The 16,239-nt window shown below is 62.3% G+C and carries 12 protein-coding genes and 1 pseudogene; 9 read left to right on the top strand and 4 right to left on the bottom strand.

The window, feature by feature from the left end:
• Window positions 1-152: 152 nt before the first annotated feature.
• Window positions 153-344, bottom strand: a complete 192-nt coding sequence (locus ABQX22_RS03835; protein WP_349796653.1) for a hypothetical protein — start codon at window positions 342-344, stop codon at window positions 153-155.
• 24 nt (window positions 345-368) lie between these two features.
• Window positions 369-515, bottom strand: a pseudogene (locus ABQX22_RS26875) (helix-turn-helix domain-containing protein); the annotation flags it as partial.
• Window positions 516-596: 81 nt separating this feature from the next.
• Here ABQX22_RS26875 and ABQX22_RS03830 point away from each other — a divergent pair.
• From ABQX22_RS03830 to ABQX22_RS03790, 9 genes are all read left to right on the top strand, one after another.
• Window positions 597-830, top strand: coding sequence for a DNA-binding protein (locus ABQX22_RS03830; protein WP_349796651.1), 234 nt, complete (start codon window positions 597-599; stop codon window positions 828-830).
• A 582-nt stretch (window positions 831-1,412) separates the two neighbouring features.
• Window positions 1,413-2,498, top strand: a complete 1,086-nt coding sequence (locus ABQX22_RS03825; RefSeq protein ID WP_349796649.1) for a 3-deoxy-7-phosphoheptulonate synthase — start codon at window positions 1,413-1,415, stop codon at window positions 2,496-2,498.
• Between the two features lie 301 nt (window positions 2,499-2,799).
• Window positions 2,800-3,681 (top strand): lipase family alpha/beta hydrolase, encoded by an 882-nt coding sequence (locus tag ABQX22_RS03820; RefSeq protein ID WP_349796647.1) that lies wholly within the window; start codon window positions 2,800-2,802, stop codon window positions 3,679-3,681.
• A 103-nt stretch (window positions 3,682-3,784) separates the two neighbouring features.
• Window positions 3,785-4,066: a peptidylprolyl isomerase gene (locus tag ABQX22_RS03815; protein WP_349796645.1), complete on the top strand. Its 282-nt coding sequence runs from the start codon at window positions 3,785-3,787 to the stop codon at window positions 4,064-4,066.
• Window positions 4,067-4,394: 328 nt separating this feature from the next.
• A complete protein-coding gene (locus tag ABQX22_RS03810; protein WP_349796643.1) occupies window positions 4,395-6,263 on the top strand; it encodes an extracellular solute-binding protein in 1,869 nt (622 codons plus the stop codon).
• A complete protein-coding gene (locus ABQX22_RS03805; RefSeq protein ID WP_349796641.1) occupies window positions 6,263-7,327 on the top strand; it encodes a microcin C ABC transporter permease YejB in 1,065 nt (354 codons plus the stop codon). The genes ABQX22_RS03810 and ABQX22_RS03805 overlap by 1 nt, the downstream gene beginning before the upstream one ends.
• Entirely contained in the window at window positions 7,327-8,349 is a 1,023-nt protein-coding gene (locus tag ABQX22_RS03800) for an ABC transporter permease (RefSeq protein WP_349796639.1), read from the top strand. The genes ABQX22_RS03805 and ABQX22_RS03800 overlap by 1 nt, the downstream gene beginning before the upstream one ends.
• 1 nt (window position 8,350) lies before the next feature.
• Complete coding sequence (locus ABQX22_RS03795; RefSeq protein WP_349796637.1) at window positions 8,351-9,934, top strand: ABC transporter ATP-binding protein; 1,584 nt, start codon at window positions 8,351-8,353, stop codon at window positions 9,932-9,934.
• A gap of 55 nt (window positions 9,935-9,989) precedes the next feature.
• On the top strand, window positions 9,990-11,405 hold the full coding sequence (locus ABQX22_RS03790) for a sigma-54 interaction domain-containing protein (RefSeq protein WP_349796635.1): 1,416 nt from the start codon (window positions 9,990-9,992) through the stop codon (window positions 11,403-11,405).
• Window positions 11,406-11,704: 299 nt separating this feature from the next.
• Here the strand turns inward: ABQX22_RS03790 and ABQX22_RS03785 are convergent, their stop codons facing one another.
• Together ABQX22_RS03785 and ABQX22_RS03780 are read right to left on the bottom strand one after the other, a co-directional pair.
• Window positions 11,705-14,806, bottom strand: a complete 3,102-nt coding sequence (locus tag ABQX22_RS03785) for an error-prone DNA polymerase (RefSeq protein WP_349796633.1) — start codon at window positions 14,804-14,806, stop codon at window positions 11,705-11,707.
• Complete coding sequence (locus tag ABQX22_RS03780; protein WP_349796631.1) at window positions 14,803-16,233, bottom strand: Y-family DNA polymerase; 1,431 nt, start codon at window positions 16,231-16,233, stop codon at window positions 14,803-14,805. The genes ABQX22_RS03785 and ABQX22_RS03780 overlap by 4 nt, the downstream gene beginning before the upstream one ends.
• Between the last annotated feature and the right edge of the window lie 6 nt (window positions 16,234-16,239).

The raw sequence follows: 16,239 nt of genomic DNA, 5'->3' as shown, positions 1-16,239 counted from the left end.
GGCCGTCACTGTAGCAAAAAAAGGCGATCGAGACCTTTGATGCCAAGCCCGAGCTGACGCAGTAAAAAGGTTAATACTCCCAATAACCTACCATCATCGACGACATCTTTTGTAAAAAACTTGAGCTGACTGCATTGGCCAGTGCGCTGCCATCATTCCTCCGTCACCGGCTTTTTCTGCACCCCGTAAGGCGCCGAAAACTCCGCCAACGTTGTCGTCAGGCGCCGTATTGCATCTTGATCCTCTTTTTCCAAAGACCGATAACTGCCCAAAACCCACTCCTCGACCTGGCTGAGGCGGTCAAGAGAGACAGGCGTGCGTTGCCCTGTCAGAACGTACAACACGTCTACCCCCTTGCGTGCGACGGCGGCCAAATAGTCGGCCTTGGGGGCCCGACTGCCGCTCTCATATTTCCCCTGAGCGTTGGCCTCAACTCCTCCAATTTCACCGAAAGCCCTCTGGGAAAGCCCCAGTCGCTCCCTTTCTTCCCTAAGTCGAACGCCGATTCCACTCATTTGAATATATAGCCCTGTTGACTCCATCCTTACGAATGGTAGAATCCAGATAAAGTAAACTAACTTGAACGGTTTTGAACTATGCCCGGAACTCGTACTGCTGCACAAGCCAAGGCCTGGCTAGAAGAGCAAGGAAAATCAGTTCAAGAGTTTGCACGGGAAAACAATGTCGATCCGGCAACCACCTACCAGATTCTGTCCGGACGAAAGAAAGGGCGTCGCGGTGAAGCGCATCGCGTCGCCGTGCTGCTGGGGATGAAAATTGGCGTGATTCCGGGTGCTGACGTGAGTGATGTGGAACCGCCTTCCCAGTGACGGCGACCCGCAGCCGCGTCTTCATCACCGTTATTGATTTTTCCAATTGAATATCGGCCCGGGCCTGAAGTAAGCTCGGCCCACTCAACGGAGACTCACCATGTTGCATTCCACCCCTTCCCAGCTTTGCCGCACTGCCGACGCCCCGCGTTCGGCTGCGCTGAAAGCTGCCCGGGTTGCGAGTCAACAGAGCGTCTCCCGCGTGTCCTATTTTTATGGGTATTGGTTTAGCCACTGGCGCGCCTGATACCCATCCGGCGCCCACTACTCAGGGGACGCCAACCAGAGAATTCTCTACCCCCGGTCGGCTACCCGACCGGGGGTTTTGTTTTTTCAGCCCCTATAAAATCGACGATTGATCACTCAAAGACTTAAACGAGGAACACCCCTATGAACACTCAACGCTATTACCGCAACGACATCGATTTCGCCTGGCGATTTAGCGGGCTCCGTTCGGGACAACCAGCCGCCTCCGATCGGTCACTGACAGGTGGCAGCCCAACCCAGACACCCCGTCCGGTCCATTGTCGAACACCCCAGTAGGCCCGCGCGGGATACGCCCGCCGGCCAGGAAGCCAGAACATGAATTCGTCCGTTGCCACCAAGACCCTGCCAGACCACGCGTCCGCCCCCGTGACCCTGCTTGACAGCGTTCCCGGCCCAACGCGCTTGCCCAGTCCCTTGCAGCTCAAACAGCAGTTGCCACTGGATGCAGCGCTGAACCAACAAGTCGCAGCCCACCGCCAGTCCATTCGCGCGATCCTCAACGGTGAAGACTCCCGTCTGCTGGTGATCGTCGGTCCCTGCTCGATCCACGATCCGCAGTCGGCGCAGGAATACGCCCAGCGCCTGGCCGACCTGGCCATGTACGTCAGCGACCAGATGCTGCTGGTCATGCGCGCCTACGTTGAAAAGCCCCGGACCACGGTGGGCTGGAAGGGACTGGCCTACGATCCTCAACTGGACGGCAGTGACGACATGGCCGGTGGCCTGACGTTGTCTCGCCACCTGATGCGGGAAATGCTGCGACTGGGCCTGCCGGTCGCCACGGAGTTGCTGCAGCCCATGGCGTCAGGCTATTTCGATGACCTGCTGAGTTGGGTGGCGATTGGCGCGCGGACAACTGAGTCACAGATCCATCGCGAAATGGCTAGCGGCCTGCCCATGCCGGTGGGCTTCAAGAACGGCACCGACGGCGGCGTCGCGGTCGCCTGTGACGCCATCCGCTCTGCCGCCCATCCCCATCGTCATTTCGGGATGGACCCCCAGGGGCATACCGCCATCATCGAAAGCCGGGGCAATCCGCACACCCACATTGTCTTGCGCGGCGGTCACAGCGGCCCGAACTACGACGCCCAGAGCATCGCGCATGTCAACGCCAGCCTGCTGAAAAACCGCACCGCCGCCCGGATCATGGTGGACTGCAGTCACGCCAACAGCGGCAAAGACCCGCTGCGCCAACCAAGCGTGTTCAATGAGGTGCTCGAACAGCGCCTGACCGGCGACAGCAGCCTGATCGGCATGATGCTGGAAAGTCACCTGTTTGAAGGCTGCCAGCCCTTGAGCGCTTCGATGCGCTATGGCGTATCCGTCACAGACGGCTGCCTTGGCTGGGAGGCCACCGAGCAGTTATTGCGCAGGGCCGTGGACAAGCTGCGTTTCCGGTAACACCCGAAAGCAGGAAGCCGGCCGCGCAAGCGTGGCCGGCATGAATTCCCGGTGTCACCCAAGACTGAGCAGCACCCCGTTCATCAAGACGGCAGCCGTACGAAAAAGCGCCGCCGCCCTCAGGACACTGTCCGTTATCCGGTCATCTGGCGCGCCAGCCCCCGAGCCGTCGGGGCTTGCAGCGCATAGGGCGCGCGCCACCCTCTGTCCCGACGAATCGTCATCCTGTAAAACCCCGCCGTTTTCTATCGTCCGCCTGCCGGTATCGTCTGCAGCCCTCAAGCAGCCCGGACGCGTTTTCATGCACACGGAAGTGACCACCAAATACCCCATCCTGCTGGTTCATGGCCTGTTCGGCTTCGACCGCATCGGCTCATTCGACATGTTTCATGGCATTCAGCCGGCGCTGGAGAAAGCCGGTTGTCGCGTCCATGTCCCGGCGTTGTCCGCCGCCCACGACAATGAAACCCGCGGCGAGCAACTGCTGGAACAGATCCAGCGTTTCCTCAAGCGCACCGGCTACACCAGGGTCAACCTGTTTGGCCACAGCCAGGGGGCATTGACTGCCCGCTATGCCGCAGCCACACGGCCTGACCTCACCGCCTCCGTGACCTCCATCAGCGGCCCCAACCATGGCTCGGAAGTGGCCGACCGCCTGCGCGAGGCGTTTGAACCCGGCGCAGTGCCGGAACACGTCGCTGCCGCACTCACTCAAGGCTTTGCCCGGTTCCTGGGACTGCTCAGCGGCAACACCGGGCTACCACAGCAGCCGATCGCGGCGCTGGACGCATTGACCACCGCAGGCGTCAGCGCCTTCAACCTCAAGTACCCGCAAGGGTTGCCTGTGACGTGGGGTGAAAGCGGCCCGGAATGGGTCGACGGCGTCGGATATTACTCATGGAGTGGCTGCATCAGCGGCAACCTGCTCAGCGAAGGGCGCAACGGCTTTGATCCCCTGCACCTGGCATGTCGCAGTTACGCCCTGTTGTTCGAGCGGGAAAAGGAATTCAACGACGGACTGGTCGGACGCTTCAGCTCGCATCTGGGCCAGGTCATCCGTTCCGATTACCCCATGGATCATGTCGACACCATTAATCAGACGGCTGCGGTAGTGCGCACCAGCGTCGATCCCGTCGCGCTCTATATTGAGCACGCCGTCAGGCTCAGCCGTAAAGGCTTGTAGCGCCGCGAACCGACTGCCGACAAGCGAAACGGTCAGGAACTTTAGTGGTAAAAACCGTCCTTAGTCCGGTAGGCTCTTTCTTTTTCCACAGGAGTAATTTCAAATGGCTAAAGCCACTGCCCGCCACATTCTCGTTTCCGACGAAGCCAAATGTAACGAACTCAAAGCCCAGATCGAAGGCGGTGCTGATTTTGCAGAAGTAGCAAAAGCCAATTCCAGCTGCCCGTCCAGCCGTCAAGGCGGCGACCTGGGGTCTTTCGGTCCAGGACAGATGGTTAAGGAATTCGACACCGTCGTGTTCAGCGCGCCGGTCAACGTGGTTCAGGGCCCGGTCAAGACGCAATTCGGTTATCACTTGCTGGAAGTGACCAGTCGTCAGGACTGACACCGCGACACCGCCTGTCGAAAAACGGCCCGCTTCTGAAGCGGGCCGTTTTTGTTTCGATCAAGCGTCTGCAGTGCATAAGCAGAGGCGGCAAAGAAATTGCTTCCTTTTGGCGCATATCCCGTTGATCACGTCTTGCGGTTTGCCAGGCGCTGACGACACTATGACGGCGCCCAATTCCACACGTAGTATGCGGTTACAAGCCGCCTGGATAGTCCGCTGCCTCGGCGCTCCAGGTAACGAACAAGAACAGTGGGACCGGCGCCGTCGCCTGTCCGTGACCCTCAACCCTGATGCCTTGCTTCGCGCATCAGTCAGGATTTGTTTAATGCGTTTTGTTTTTTCATCGCTGATGGTTGCAACGCTGGCCCTTGTCTCGGGTTTTCAATCATTGTCCGCCGCCCCCCAACACGCCCTGACTGTCTACGGAGAAGCACCCCGCTACCCCGCCGGTTTCCAGCACTTCGATTACGTCAACGCCGACGCCCCGAAAGGCGGCAGCATGCGGCGCTCGGCGTTAGAAATCGGGCAGTTCGATCACATCATGCCGTACCTGGACAAAGGCACCGGTGTCTCACAGGTCAATGGCCTGCTTTATTCGCCGCTCGCCGTACGTTCGCTGGATGAGCCCTACACCGTCTACGGGCTGGTCGCCGAGAACATGGAGCGTGGCGCCGACGGCCTGTCGCTGCGGTTTTACCTGAATCCCAAGGCCCGTTTCGCCGACGGCACGCCGATCACCGCCGACGACGTGCGGTTCACTTACAACCTGCTGATGACCCAAGGCAGCCTGTCCTACCGCACCGAGTTCGAGGACGTAAAGGCGGTCGAGGTCGAATCACCCACTCAGGTCCGTTTCGACTTCAAAAGTAACCAGAGCCGCACCCTGCCCCTGGACCTCGCCTCGCTACCGGTCTTCCCCGAACACTGGTGGAGATCCCGGGACTTCGCCGATGCGGGCAATTTCGAGCCGCCCGTGGGCAGCGGACCGTACCGGATCGGCAAGGTCGACCCCGGACGCAGCATTACTTTCGAGCGCAACGCAGACTGGTGGGGCAAGGACTTGCCAGTCGCCCGGGGCCAGTACAATTTCGATCATTTCAGCGTCGAGTACTTTGGCGACATCGACGTTGCGCGCCAGGTCCTGCGCGGTGGCGGCTATGACTACAACCGTGAGTTCTCGGCCACCGGCTATTCCATCGGGTACGCCAGCGATGCCCTGACCGAAGGCCGTCTGCAGCGGGCTCATCTGGCGCGGGGCGCGGTGCAGAGCTCCCAGGGTTTCGTGTTCAACCTGGACCGCCAGAAATTCCAGGACCGGCGGGTGCGGCAGGCGTTGGACCTGCTCTGGGACTTCGAGTGGACCAACAAGCAGATGATGCGCAATGTCTACATCCGTCAGAGCAGCTATTTTTCCAACAGCGACCTGGCCGCCACGCAGTTGCCCACCGAAGCGGAGCTGAAGATCCTCGAGCCCCTGCGCGGGCAAATCCCGCCTGAAGTCTTCACCACCGTGTTCGAAACGCCGAAAACCGATGGCACCGGCTTTATTCGCGACAAGCAACTGCAAGCGCTGGGCTTGCTGGAAGAAGCCGGCTGGATGCCCAAGGGCGACCATCTGGTGAATGCCGCGGGCGAGGCACTGAGTTTTACCTTTCTCAACGCCCAGAACGGTCTGGAAAAAATCCTGCTGCCGTACAAACGCAACCTGGCGCAGATCGGCATCGATTTCGAGATCCGGCGTATCGATTCGGCGCAGTACCTGAACCGGGTCATGGCCCGGGACTACGACATGATCGTCACCGGCTACAACGTCTCGACCTCCCCCGGCGTCGAGCTGTACAACAGTTTCGGCTCCCGGGTCGCCAAGGACCCGGGCTCCAGCAACTACATGGTGCTGCAGGATCCCGCCGTCGATGCGCTGATCAACGGCCTGGCCACGGCGGACAACAAACCGACGATGGTCGACTACGCCCATGCCCTGGACCGGGTCATGCAGTGGGGCTACTACTGGATTCCCAACTACTACCCGCCGGGCTCGTCCACGGTCTGGTGGAACCGCTTCGGCATCCCGAAAGTACAGGCCAGCAACAGTGAAGCCATCGAGACCTGGTGGGAAATCAGCCCGCAGGCCCTGACCAACGAGCAGTTCGCCCGGCAACGCGGCGCCTCGGCCATCCCCACGGAGGTGAAGTGATGCTCGGCTACCTGCTGCGGCGCCTGTTGCTGATCATCCCGACGTTGTTTGCCATTCTGCTGGTGAACTTCTTTATCGTGCAGGCCGCCCCCGGTGGCCCAGTGGAACAGGCCATCGCCAAGCTGCAAGGGGTCGCGGGCGGCTCCATCGGCGCCGGTCACACCGAGACCATGAACGCCGGGCAATCCCGGGCCAGCCGTGGCCTGGACCCCAAGCTCATTGAAGACATCAAACACCAGTACGGCTTCGACAAGCCGCTGCATGAACGTCTGTGGCTGATGGTCAGCAGTTACGCACGGCTGGATTTCGGCAACAGCTTCTTTCGCGGGGCCAAGGTCACCGACCTGATTCTGCAAAAGATGCCGGTGTCGATCTCCCTAGGGCTGTGGGCCACGCTGATCACCTACCTGGTGTCGATCCCCCTGGGGATTCGCAAGGCGGTCCGGCACGGCAGCCATTTCGACATCTGGACCAGCACCGCCATCATCATCGGCTACGCGATGCCGGCGTTTCTGTTCGCCATGTTGCTGGTGGTGATGTTTGCCGGCGGCACGTCCCTGAACTGGTTCCCAGTGCGGGGGCTGGTGTCGGAAAACTTCGATCAACTGACTACGCTGGGCAAGATCGCCGACTATTTCTGGCACCTGGTGCTGCCGGTCGCGTCGCTGGTGATCGGCGGTTTTGCCACGCTGACGATCCTGACCAAGAACTCCTTCCTCAATGAGGTCACCCGCCAGTACGTAGTCACTGCCCGGGCCAAGGGCCTGAGTGAACGCCGCGTCCTCTATGGCCACGTGTTTCGCAACGCCATGCTGCTGGTGGTCGCCGGGATTCCCCAGGCGTTCATCAGCGTGTTCTTCGCCGGTTCGCTGTTGATCGAGGTGATTTTCTCCCTCGACGGGCTGGGCCGCATGAGCTACGAAGCGGCGGTTGCTCGGGATTACCCGGTGGTGTTCGGCTCGCTGTTCATCTTCACGCTGTTCGGCCTGGTGATCAAACTGGTGGGCGATATCTGCTACACGCTGGTGGACCCCCGAATCGACTTCAGCGCGAGGAATGCCTGATGCGCAGACTGTCTCCGGTGGCGCGCCGGCGCTTCGAGCGTTTCCGCAACAACCGCCGCGGCTGGTGGTCGTTGTGGCTGTTTTGCGGCCTGTTTCTGATCAGCCTGGGCGGCGAGTTGATCGCCAACGACAAACCCCTGGTGCTCAGCTATCAGCACGACCTCTACTTCCCCGCGTTCAAGCGTTACACCGAGCAGGAATTTGGCGGTCAACTGCCGTTCCAGCCCGATTACCGCAGCGATTACGTGCAGAAGCTTATCCAGAAGGGCGACGGCTGGATGCTGTTCCCGCCGATTCCGTTCAGCGATGACACACCCAATTACGACCTCAACAAACCGGCGCCCACCCCGCCCTCCTCGGTCAACTGGCTGGGCACCGACGATCAGGCCCGGGACGTGCTGGCACGGGTGATCTTTGGCGCGCGGGTCTCGATTCTCTTCGCGCTGGCGTTGACCCTGATCAGCGCGCTGATCGGCATCGCGGCCGGCGCCCTGCAGGGCTATTACGGCGGCTGGGTAGACCTGATCGGTCAGCGGCTGCTGGAAGTCTGGTCCGGGTTGCCGGTGCTGTACCTGCTGATCATCCTGTCGGGCTTCGTCGAGCCCAATTTCTGGTGGCTGCTGGGAATCATGGCGCTGTTTTCCTGGCTGGCACTGGTGGACGTGGTCCGCGCCGAGTTCCTGCGCGGGCGCAATCTTGAGTACGTCAAGGCCGCACGCGCTTTGGGCCTGGGGGATCGCAAAGTGATCATGCGCCACATCCTGCCCAACGCCATGAACGCCACCCTGAGCTACCTGCCGTTCATCCTGACCGGCGCGATTTCGACCCTGACCGCCCTGGATTTTCTCGGTTTCGGCATGCCGGCCGGGAGTGCTTCGCTGGGCGAACTGATCGGCCAGGGCAAGCAGAACCTGCAGGCGCCGTGGCTGGGCCTGACGGCTTTCTTCACATTGGCGCTGATTCTGTCGCTGCTGGTTTTCATAGGCGAGGCGCTGCGTGATGCCTTCGACCCGAGGTCCTGACATGTCTGAGCACCTGATCGAAATACGCGACCTGACGGTGTCCTTCAGCGGCAATACGGTGGTCAAAAACCTGAGCCTGGACATCCCGGCCGGTGAATGCCTGGCGCTGGTGGGCGAATCGGGCTCGGGCAAGTCGGTGACGGCGCACTCGATCCTGCAACTGCTGCCCCAGGCGGGCACGGTCAGCACCGGCAGCATCCGTTATCGCGGGCAAGAGCTGCTGGGGGCCAACGGCAAGGTGCTGCGCGAGATTCGCGGCAACCAGATCGCGATGATCTTCCAGGAGCCGATGACCTCGCTCAACCCGCTGCACACGGTGTCCCGGCAGATCGGCGAAACCCTGTTGCTGCACAAGGGCATGACCGGTCGCGCGGCGCAGAAACGCATCCTGGAGCTGCTCGAGCTGGTGGGCATCCAGCACGCGAAGAAGCGGCTCAAGGCCTATCCGCACCAGCTTTCCGGTGGTCAGCGGCAGCGGGTGATGATTGCCATGGCGCTGGCCTGCGAGCCTGAACTGCTGATTGCCGACGAGCCCACCACTGCCCTCGACGTCACGGTCCAGCGCAAGATCCTGCTGCTGCTCAAGGCACTGCAACAACGGCTGAACATGTCGTTGTTGCTGATCAGCCATGACTTGAATCTGGTCCACAGCATCGCCCAGCGGGTGTGCGTGATGCGCGGCGGCGAGATCGTCGAGCAGGCCGATTGCCGCACGCTGTTCAGTCAGCCGCAGCACCCTTATAGCCGGCTGTTGCTGGACGCCGAGCCCGCCGGTGAACCCCTGCCCCGCGACACCCGGGAAAAGGTGCTGGAAGTCGACAACCTGCGGGTGTGGTTTTCCCTGGGCGGCGGGATTTTCGGTCGGCATCGGGAGTACATCAAGGCGGTGGATGACATCAGCCTGAGCATCGAACGCGGCAAAACCCTGGGCATCGTGGGCGAATCCGGTTCAGGCAAATCGACACTTGGTCAGGCAATCCTGCGCTTGCTGGAATCGCGTGGCAGTATCCGTTTCAACGGTCAGTCGCTGGACACCCTCACCCAGAAGCAGATGCGCCCTTGGCGCAAGCAGATGCAGGTGGTCTTTCAAGACCCCTATGGCAGCCTGAGCCCGCGGATGTCCGTGGCGCAAATCATCAGCGAAGGGCTGGAAGTGCACAGCGAACTGGACAACGTCTGCTGTGAAAACGAAGTCATTCGTGTACTGGAAGAAGTCGGGATCGACCCGCTGAGTCGGCACCGTTACCCCCACGAGTTTTCTGGCGGTCAGCGACAACGTATCGCGATCGCCCGTGCGCTGGTGCTCAAACCTGCCCTGATATTGCTGGATGAACCGACGTCTGCACTGGACCGTACCGTGCAGAAGCAGGTCGTGGCGCTCTTGCGCCAGTTGCAGGAAAAGCATGGCTTGACGTACCTGTTCATCAGCCACGATCTGGCGGTGGTCAAGGCCCTGGCCCATGACGTGATCGTGGTCAAGGATGGCAAGGTCGTCGAGCGCGGCGCCAGCCATGATGTGTTCGATGCGCCGCAACACCCCTACACCCGCGAGTTGCTGGCAGCGGCGCATCCTGGCTTCAATTGAATCAACACCCGTAATCTGACCGGCCAGCTGCCGAAAAAGCGATGACGGACACGGCATGAACGACAGCAATAGCCTCAAGGATTACCACCGCGTCAGGCGCCTGGCGATCCGTTCGTTGTTCGAGATCATCGAGCAGTCCAGTGAAGGCACGGTCATCGTCGACAAGGATGCGCGGATCGTCTGGATCAACGAGCGCTATGCCAGGCGCTTTGGCCTGGAAGACGCCAGCCGCGCCGTCGGCCAGCCATGTGAAACCGTCATTCCCGGCAGTCTGCTGCGCCAGGTCGCCTGTGATGGCCAACCCATTTTGCTGGACATGATGGACACCGCCAAAGACCCGATGGTGGTGATGCGCCTGCCCATTCACGACGACATCGGCGGGGTCATCGGCGCCATCGGCTTCGCCCTGTTCGATGAACTCAATGCCATGTCGCCGCTGCTCAAGCGCTACCTGAGCCTGCAGCAGGAACTGGCCTCGACCCGTTCGCTACTGCGGGCGCGACAGGCCAGCTACAGCTTTTCGCACTTCATTGGCACCTGCGCACCGAGCCTTGAGGTCAAGCGCCGGGCACGGCGCAGTGCCAGTGCCGACTCGCCTGTGTTGCTGCTGGGTGAGACCGGAACCGGCAAGGAGCTGCTGGCCCACGCCATTCACAACGCATCGCCCCGTGCCGGCAAACCCTTTGTCAGTATCAACAGCGCGGCCATTCCCCAAGCGCTGCTGGAGGCCGAGTTTTTCGGCACCGCCCCCAGCGCCTTCACCGCTGAGCGCAAGGGCCGTCACGGCGAATTCCACGTGGCCGAAGGCGGTACGTTGTTTCTCGATGAGATTGGCGACATGCCACTGCCGCTGCAGCGCAAATTGCTAAGGGTGTTGCAGGAAAAGGAATTCGAGCCGGTGGGTTCCAGCCAGAGGCTCAAGAGTGATGTGCGCCTGATTGCGGCGACCTCCACGGACCTTGAGGCCGCCATCAAGCGCGGCGAATTCAGTGCCGATCTGTTTGACCGGCTCAGTGTGATCCCGATCCAGGTGCCGCCATTGCGCGAGCGTCTGGACGACCTGCCCGCCTTGAGCGAAGCGATTCTTGAAGAACTGCACAGTCAGCACGAGCTTGACCCCGCAGCGGCGAGCGTCCTGGCGCAACACGCCTGGCCGGGCAATATCCGCGAACTGCACAACGTGCTCGAACGAGCGGCGTTGCTCAGTGATGATTTGCTGCTCAACGCCCACGACATCCGCACGGCCATTGGCACCCTCATCCCGCTGGATACCGGCGCGCTTCCTTCAAGCGCAAACGGGCTGAACAGCGTGGAAACCTATACCGAAGCCCGGCAGCGGTTTGATCGGACGTTGATCCAATCGACACTCGCCGAATGCGGCGGCAACGTGGTCCTCGCCGCCCGGCAACTGGGGCTTGGCCGTTCTACGCTGTACAAGAAGATGGCGGCGTTGGGGATCATGGAGTCTTGATAAAAAGACTCCCATTCGCTTAAGGGCCTGTTGGAGCGAGGCTTGCCCGCGAAGAGGCGCTTGTTCCTGGTGCATCTCCATGGATGAAACACTGCATTCGCGGGCAAGCCTCGCTCCAACACTGCCGCGCAATTGGCGGGTGCGTTAGTCGCTTGGTCCTTTGCTTTTGTAGGAGCTGACGACCAGCGGGAGGCTGCGATTGCGGTGTGTCAGACAGATTGAATCGGTCGAGCGCGACCCCGGAGCCTTCCGCTGGTCGTCAGCTCCTACATATCCATGGGGTGCTCATGGCCTGACGCTCACTTGAAATCCCGACTGCGCACGTCCAGCCCGGTGAGCAGCGGCGTGAGGTCGAACAGCCGTTGGGCGATGACGTGCCGCACGCCCTTCTGGTATTCGAACTTGCCGAACACCTGCATCAGTTGCGAACCCACCAGCACTTTGCGCTGCCGGTCGGCCAGGTCCAGCCAGACCACCACGTTGAGCATGCCGTGCTCGTCTTCCAACGTCACAAAAGTCACGCCACTCGCCGTGCCGGGCCGTTGTCGGCCCACCACCAGTCCGGCCACGTTGACGGTGCAACCGTGTTCCAGGTCCAGCAGATCCTTGGAGCTGCGAAAGCGCTTGGCCGCCAGTTTGCCGCGCAACAAGGCCATGGGGTGCGGGCCCAACGTCGTCCCGAGGGTCTGATAATCGGCCACCAGATCTTGGGCCACACTCGGCAGCGGCAACGCCACCTGGGGCTCGTCGGAGGTGCATTGGTCGGTGAACAGCGGCCGCTGCGCTTCAACCCCGGCGATCTCCCAGCGCGCGCGATGGCGATGGCCTATCAGGCCGCGCAAGGCCCCGGAATCGGCCAATGCCTCCCGGGCGCGGTTGTCCAGGTTCGCCCGCAGGCACAGGTCGGTGGCGTCGCTGAACACTTTGTCGATGCGCACGGTTTCAATGCGTCTGGCGTCCTCTTCCCGAAAGCCGCGGATCATGCGCAGGCCCATCCTGATCGCCAGATTCTGGTTGTATTCGCGGTTGTCCAGCGGTTCCAGCGTGCAATCCCAGTCGCTGTAACGCACGTCCACCGGGCGGATTTCGATGTGATGACGCCGCGCGTCCTGCAGCAGTTGGTCAGGGCTGTAGAACCCCATGGGCCAGCTGTTGATCAGCGCGCAGGTGAACGCGGCCGGTTCGTGGCATTTGAGCCAGCAACTGGCATAGGTCAGCAGCGCGAAGCTGGCAGCGTGGGACTCAGGAAAGCCATAGCTGCCGAAGCCTTTGATCTGCTCGAAAATGCGGGTGATGAATTCATCGGTATAGCCTTTCTCGGCCATACGCTGACTGAGCCGGATGCGGTGAGGCTCCAGCCCGCCGTGGCGTTTCCAGGCCGCCATGGAACGGCGCAACTGGTCCGCCTCGCCGGGCGAATAATCGGCGGCAACAATCGCCAGCTGCATCACCTGCTCCTGAAACAGCGGAACGCCCAGAGTGCGCTCGAATACGTCCTTGAGCTCTTCCGAAGGATAAACCACTGCCTCTTCGCCCATGCGTCGACGCAGGTACGGGTGCACCATGCCGCCCTGAATCGGTCCCGGCCGGACGATGGCGACCTCGATCACCAGGTCGTAGAAGGTCTTGGGCTGCAGGCGCGGCAGCATGGACATCTGCGCCCGGGACTCGATCTGGAACACGCCAATCGTGTCGGCGCGGCTGATCATCTCGTAGGTGGGTTTGTCTTCCTGGGGGATGCTGGCCAGTGTCCAGTGGGTCTTGCGGTGCAGTTCCACCAGCTCGAAGGTGCGGCGCAAGGCCGTGAGCATGCCCAGCGCCAGGATGTCGACCTTGAGCAGCCCCACCAGGTCCAGATCGTCCTTGTCCCACTGAATGATCGTGCGGTCGGCCATGGCGGCGTTTTCCACCGGCACCAGGGTGTGCAGCGGGTGTTCGGAAATCACGAAACCGCCAGGGTGCTGCGACAGGTGCCGGGGAAAGCCGATCAGTTCGGCGGTGAGCGCCATGACCCGACGCAGGATCGGGCTGTCCGGGTCGAAGCCGCACTCGCGCAGGCGTTCAGCGGGCGGAATCGAGTCGCTCCAGCGGCTGAAGCAGTCGGCCAGCGCGTTGATCTGATCCGGCGGCAGGCCCAGCACTTTGGCCACGTCCCTGACCGCCCCGGCGCCGTGGTAAGTGCTGGCCACGGCCGTCAGTGCTGCCCTGCCCCGGCCATATCGGCGAAACACGTACTGCAGGACTTCCTCGCGACGCTCGTGCTCGAAATCCACGTCGATGTCCGGCGGTTCGTTGCGCTCGGTGGAAATGAAGCGCTCGAACAGCAGGTTGCTCTTCTGCGGGTCCAGCTCGGTGATGCCCAGGGCGAAACACACCGACGAGTTGGCGGCCGACCCCCGGCCCTGGCACAGAATCCCGCGCTCACGGGCAAAGGCGACGATGTCCTGCACGGTCAGGAAGTAACTTTCGTACTTCATCTGCGCGATGACTTTCAGCTCTTTTTCGATGTTTTCCCGGGCCTTGTCGGGCACACCGCCGGGCCAGCGATAGCGCGCGCCTTGTTCCGTCAGCTGGCGCAGCCATGAGGTGGCGGTGTCGCCCTTGGGCACCAGTTCGCGGGGATACTCGTAGCGCAACTGGCCGAGATCGAACGTGCAGCGCTGGGCAATGCGCAGGGTTTCGGCCCGCAACGGCGCGGGGTAGACGTCCGCCAGCATGGACCGGGAACGCAGGTGCCGTTCGCCATTGGCAAACAACCGGTGCCCAGCTTCGGCCACCGTGGTGTGATGGCGGATGGCAGTCATGGTGTCCTGCAAGGCGCGGCGACCCCGGGCGTGCATGTGCACATCGCCGGTGGCCACGGCCGGCATGCCAGTTTCCCGGGCCAAGACCATCAACTGCGCCAGGCGCTTGTCATCGTCAGGCCCACGATGCAACCCGACACTCAGCCACAGGCCGAGGGGAAACGTCGTACGCAGCCATCGGCCTTGCTCGTGCAGCGTCGCGGAATCTTCGTGCACGTCCGGCACCCACAGCGCCAGCAGCCCGGCCATGGGCGCCATGAAGTCCTCACGCAGCACCCGGTATTCGCCCTTTTTCACCCGTCGCCGGGCTTGGGTGATCAAGCCGCACAACGCCTGATAGCCGGCCAGGTTTTCCACCAACAGCACCACCTTCGGGCCCTGGTCGATGAGCATTTCGCTGCCGATGATCAACGGCAGTTCACAGTCTTTCGACGCCTGCCACGCCCGCACGATGCCGGCCAGGGTGCATTCATCGGTGATCGCCAGCGCCTGATAGCCATGCAGTCTGGCGCGCTCGAACAGCTCTTTGGCGCTGGACGCCCCGCGCTGGAAACTGAAGTTGGACAGGCAATGCAGCTCCGCGTAGTCGCCGCTCATGCGAACCAGCCGTGCAGCAACAGGCCGCTGTCGTCACCCACCGGGCGGTAGGCCCAGGCGCGCTGGCCAGTGCGGGTTTCAATCAGGAAATAGTCGCGCCGCACGTCCCCGCCGTCCCACCAGCCGGACTCGATCCGCTCGGGGCCGGCCAGCACTCGCACGCTGGATTCGTGCAGCGGTTCGGGGTCGCGCAGCAGCCAGCCGGGGCGCGGCGCATAAGGGGGCGGCGCCGCGATCTTGCCGATCAGGCCCGGCTGCCACGCGCACTCGGGCCGATGATCGGCATGGGCGCGCACGCCATTGACCGCCCCATCGCCCAGCCGCGCCCGCAGTCGTTCGCGCAGTTGCTCCCAGGGCAGCGACTGCTGCGGACGTTCGTCGAACAGCTCGCGGTGCGAGGGCACAAATGCAGGTAAATCCCGCGCTTGCAGGCGCATGGCGCGGACCGGTGACGGCACCTGAATCTGCTCCAGCCGACCCCGGGCCAGCTCAAACAGCATGTTGGCTTCACGCTCGGCGCTGAGCAGGCCCACCGGCACCAGCGTGTCCGACACGGCGCCCGTCACACTCGGCACATGCTCCAGATGGATCGTGAAGCGCTGCACCCCGCTGTCGCGTCCGGCCAGGAAAACCGCCAGGTCAGACACCAGCCGCTTGAGCGGAAACAGCAGCGCCTGATGCGATTCAACGTCGAAGTTCAGCTCGATGCGCAGGTCGAAAAAGTCCGGCGGGATGTAGCACTCCAACGCCACGGGCCGGCGCCCGATCAGGGTGTCCACGTGCTGCAAGACCTGCGCCGGAAAGCGCCGGGCCAATGTTTCCCGAGGTAAGGCCAGCACGTGCCGCAGGCTGTGCAGGCCCATGCGGGAAAACGCTGTCGACGCCTCGCGGCTCAGGCCAATCCGGTTGACGGGCATCTGCTCGATGATCTGCAGCAGGCTGTCATTGCAGGTCACCGACAGTCCGTCGTGGCCATTGGCGAGCATGCGCGCGGCCACCGGATTGGGCGCCACCACGATGCGATGGCTGAAGCCCAGCGTCGTCAACTCGTGGCGCAAGCGCGCTTCGAACACCGGCCACGGCCCGAACAGCCCCAGGCTGGATTCGATTTCCATCAGCAGCACCCGGGGGTATTTCAGGCTGACCTGTGAGCTGAAGCGGTAAGCCCAGGCCGCCAACAGGCGATGCCAGCGCTCAGTGTCTGCCGGGTCGTATTCAACGGTGGCGAAACCGTGGGTCATGGCGTGGGCAGCGGTCAGTGACTGACCGGGACGCAGGCCCAGCTCGCGGGCTGCCGGATTGACGGTTTGCAGCACCCGGCGCTGGGCCGGGCCGCTGATCAGCGCCAGCGGTTGTTCAGGATCGGCGCGACGACGCAAGACGCCGTCCAGCGCCAGTTGCGGCAACAGGACACAGGCCCAGAGCATAGGAAC

Source organism: Xanthomonas sp. WHRI 1810A, assembly GCF_040202885.1.
GTDB lineage: Bacteria > Pseudomonadota > Gammaproteobacteria > Pseudomonadales > Pseudomonadaceae > Aquipseudomonas.
Note: the sequence above shows the minus strand (reverse complement) of the source record. Positions and strands in the feature narration are given on the sequence as shown.

Coding starts and splice junctions, on each gene's coding strand:
- ABQX22_RS03830 (WP_349796651.1), top strand. CDS start 597: ATGCCCGGAACTCGTACTGCTGCACAAGCCAAGGCCTGGCTAGAAGAG.
- ABQX22_RS03825 (WP_349796649.1), top strand. CDS start 1,413: ATGAATTCGTCCGTTGCCACCAAGACCCTGCCAGACCACGCGTCCGCC.
- ABQX22_RS03820 (WP_349796647.1), top strand. CDS start 2,800: ATGCACACGGAAGTGACCACCAAATACCCCATCCTGCTGGTTCATGGC.
- ABQX22_RS03815 (WP_349796645.1), top strand. CDS start 3,785: ATGGCTAAAGCCACTGCCCGCCACATTCTCGTTTCCGACGAAGCCAAA.
- ABQX22_RS03810 (WP_349796643.1), top strand. CDS start 4,395: ATGCGTTTTGTTTTTTCATCGCTGATGGTTGCAACGCTGGCCCTTGTC.
- ABQX22_RS03805 (WP_349796641.1), top strand. CDS start 6,263: ATGCTCGGCTACCTGCTGCGGCGCCTGTTGCTGATCATCCCGACGTTG.
- ABQX22_RS03800 (WP_349796639.1), top strand. CDS start 7,327: ATGCGCAGACTGTCTCCGGTGGCGCGCCGGCGCTTCGAGCGTTTCCGC.
- ABQX22_RS03795 (WP_349796637.1), top strand. CDS start 8,351: ATGTCTGAGCACCTGATCGAAATACGCGACCTGACGGTGTCCTTCAGC.
- ABQX22_RS03790 (WP_349796635.1), top strand. CDS start 9,990: ATGAACGACAGCAATAGCCTCAAGGATTACCACCGCGTCAGGCGCCTG.
- ABQX22_RS03785 (WP_349796633.1), bottom strand. CDS start 14,806: ATGAGCGGCGACTACGCGGAGCTGCATTGCCTGTCCAACTTCAGTTTC.
- ABQX22_RS03780 (WP_349796631.1), bottom strand. CDS start 16,233: ATGCTCTGGGCCTGTGTCCTGTTGCCGCAACTGGCGCTGGACGGCGTC.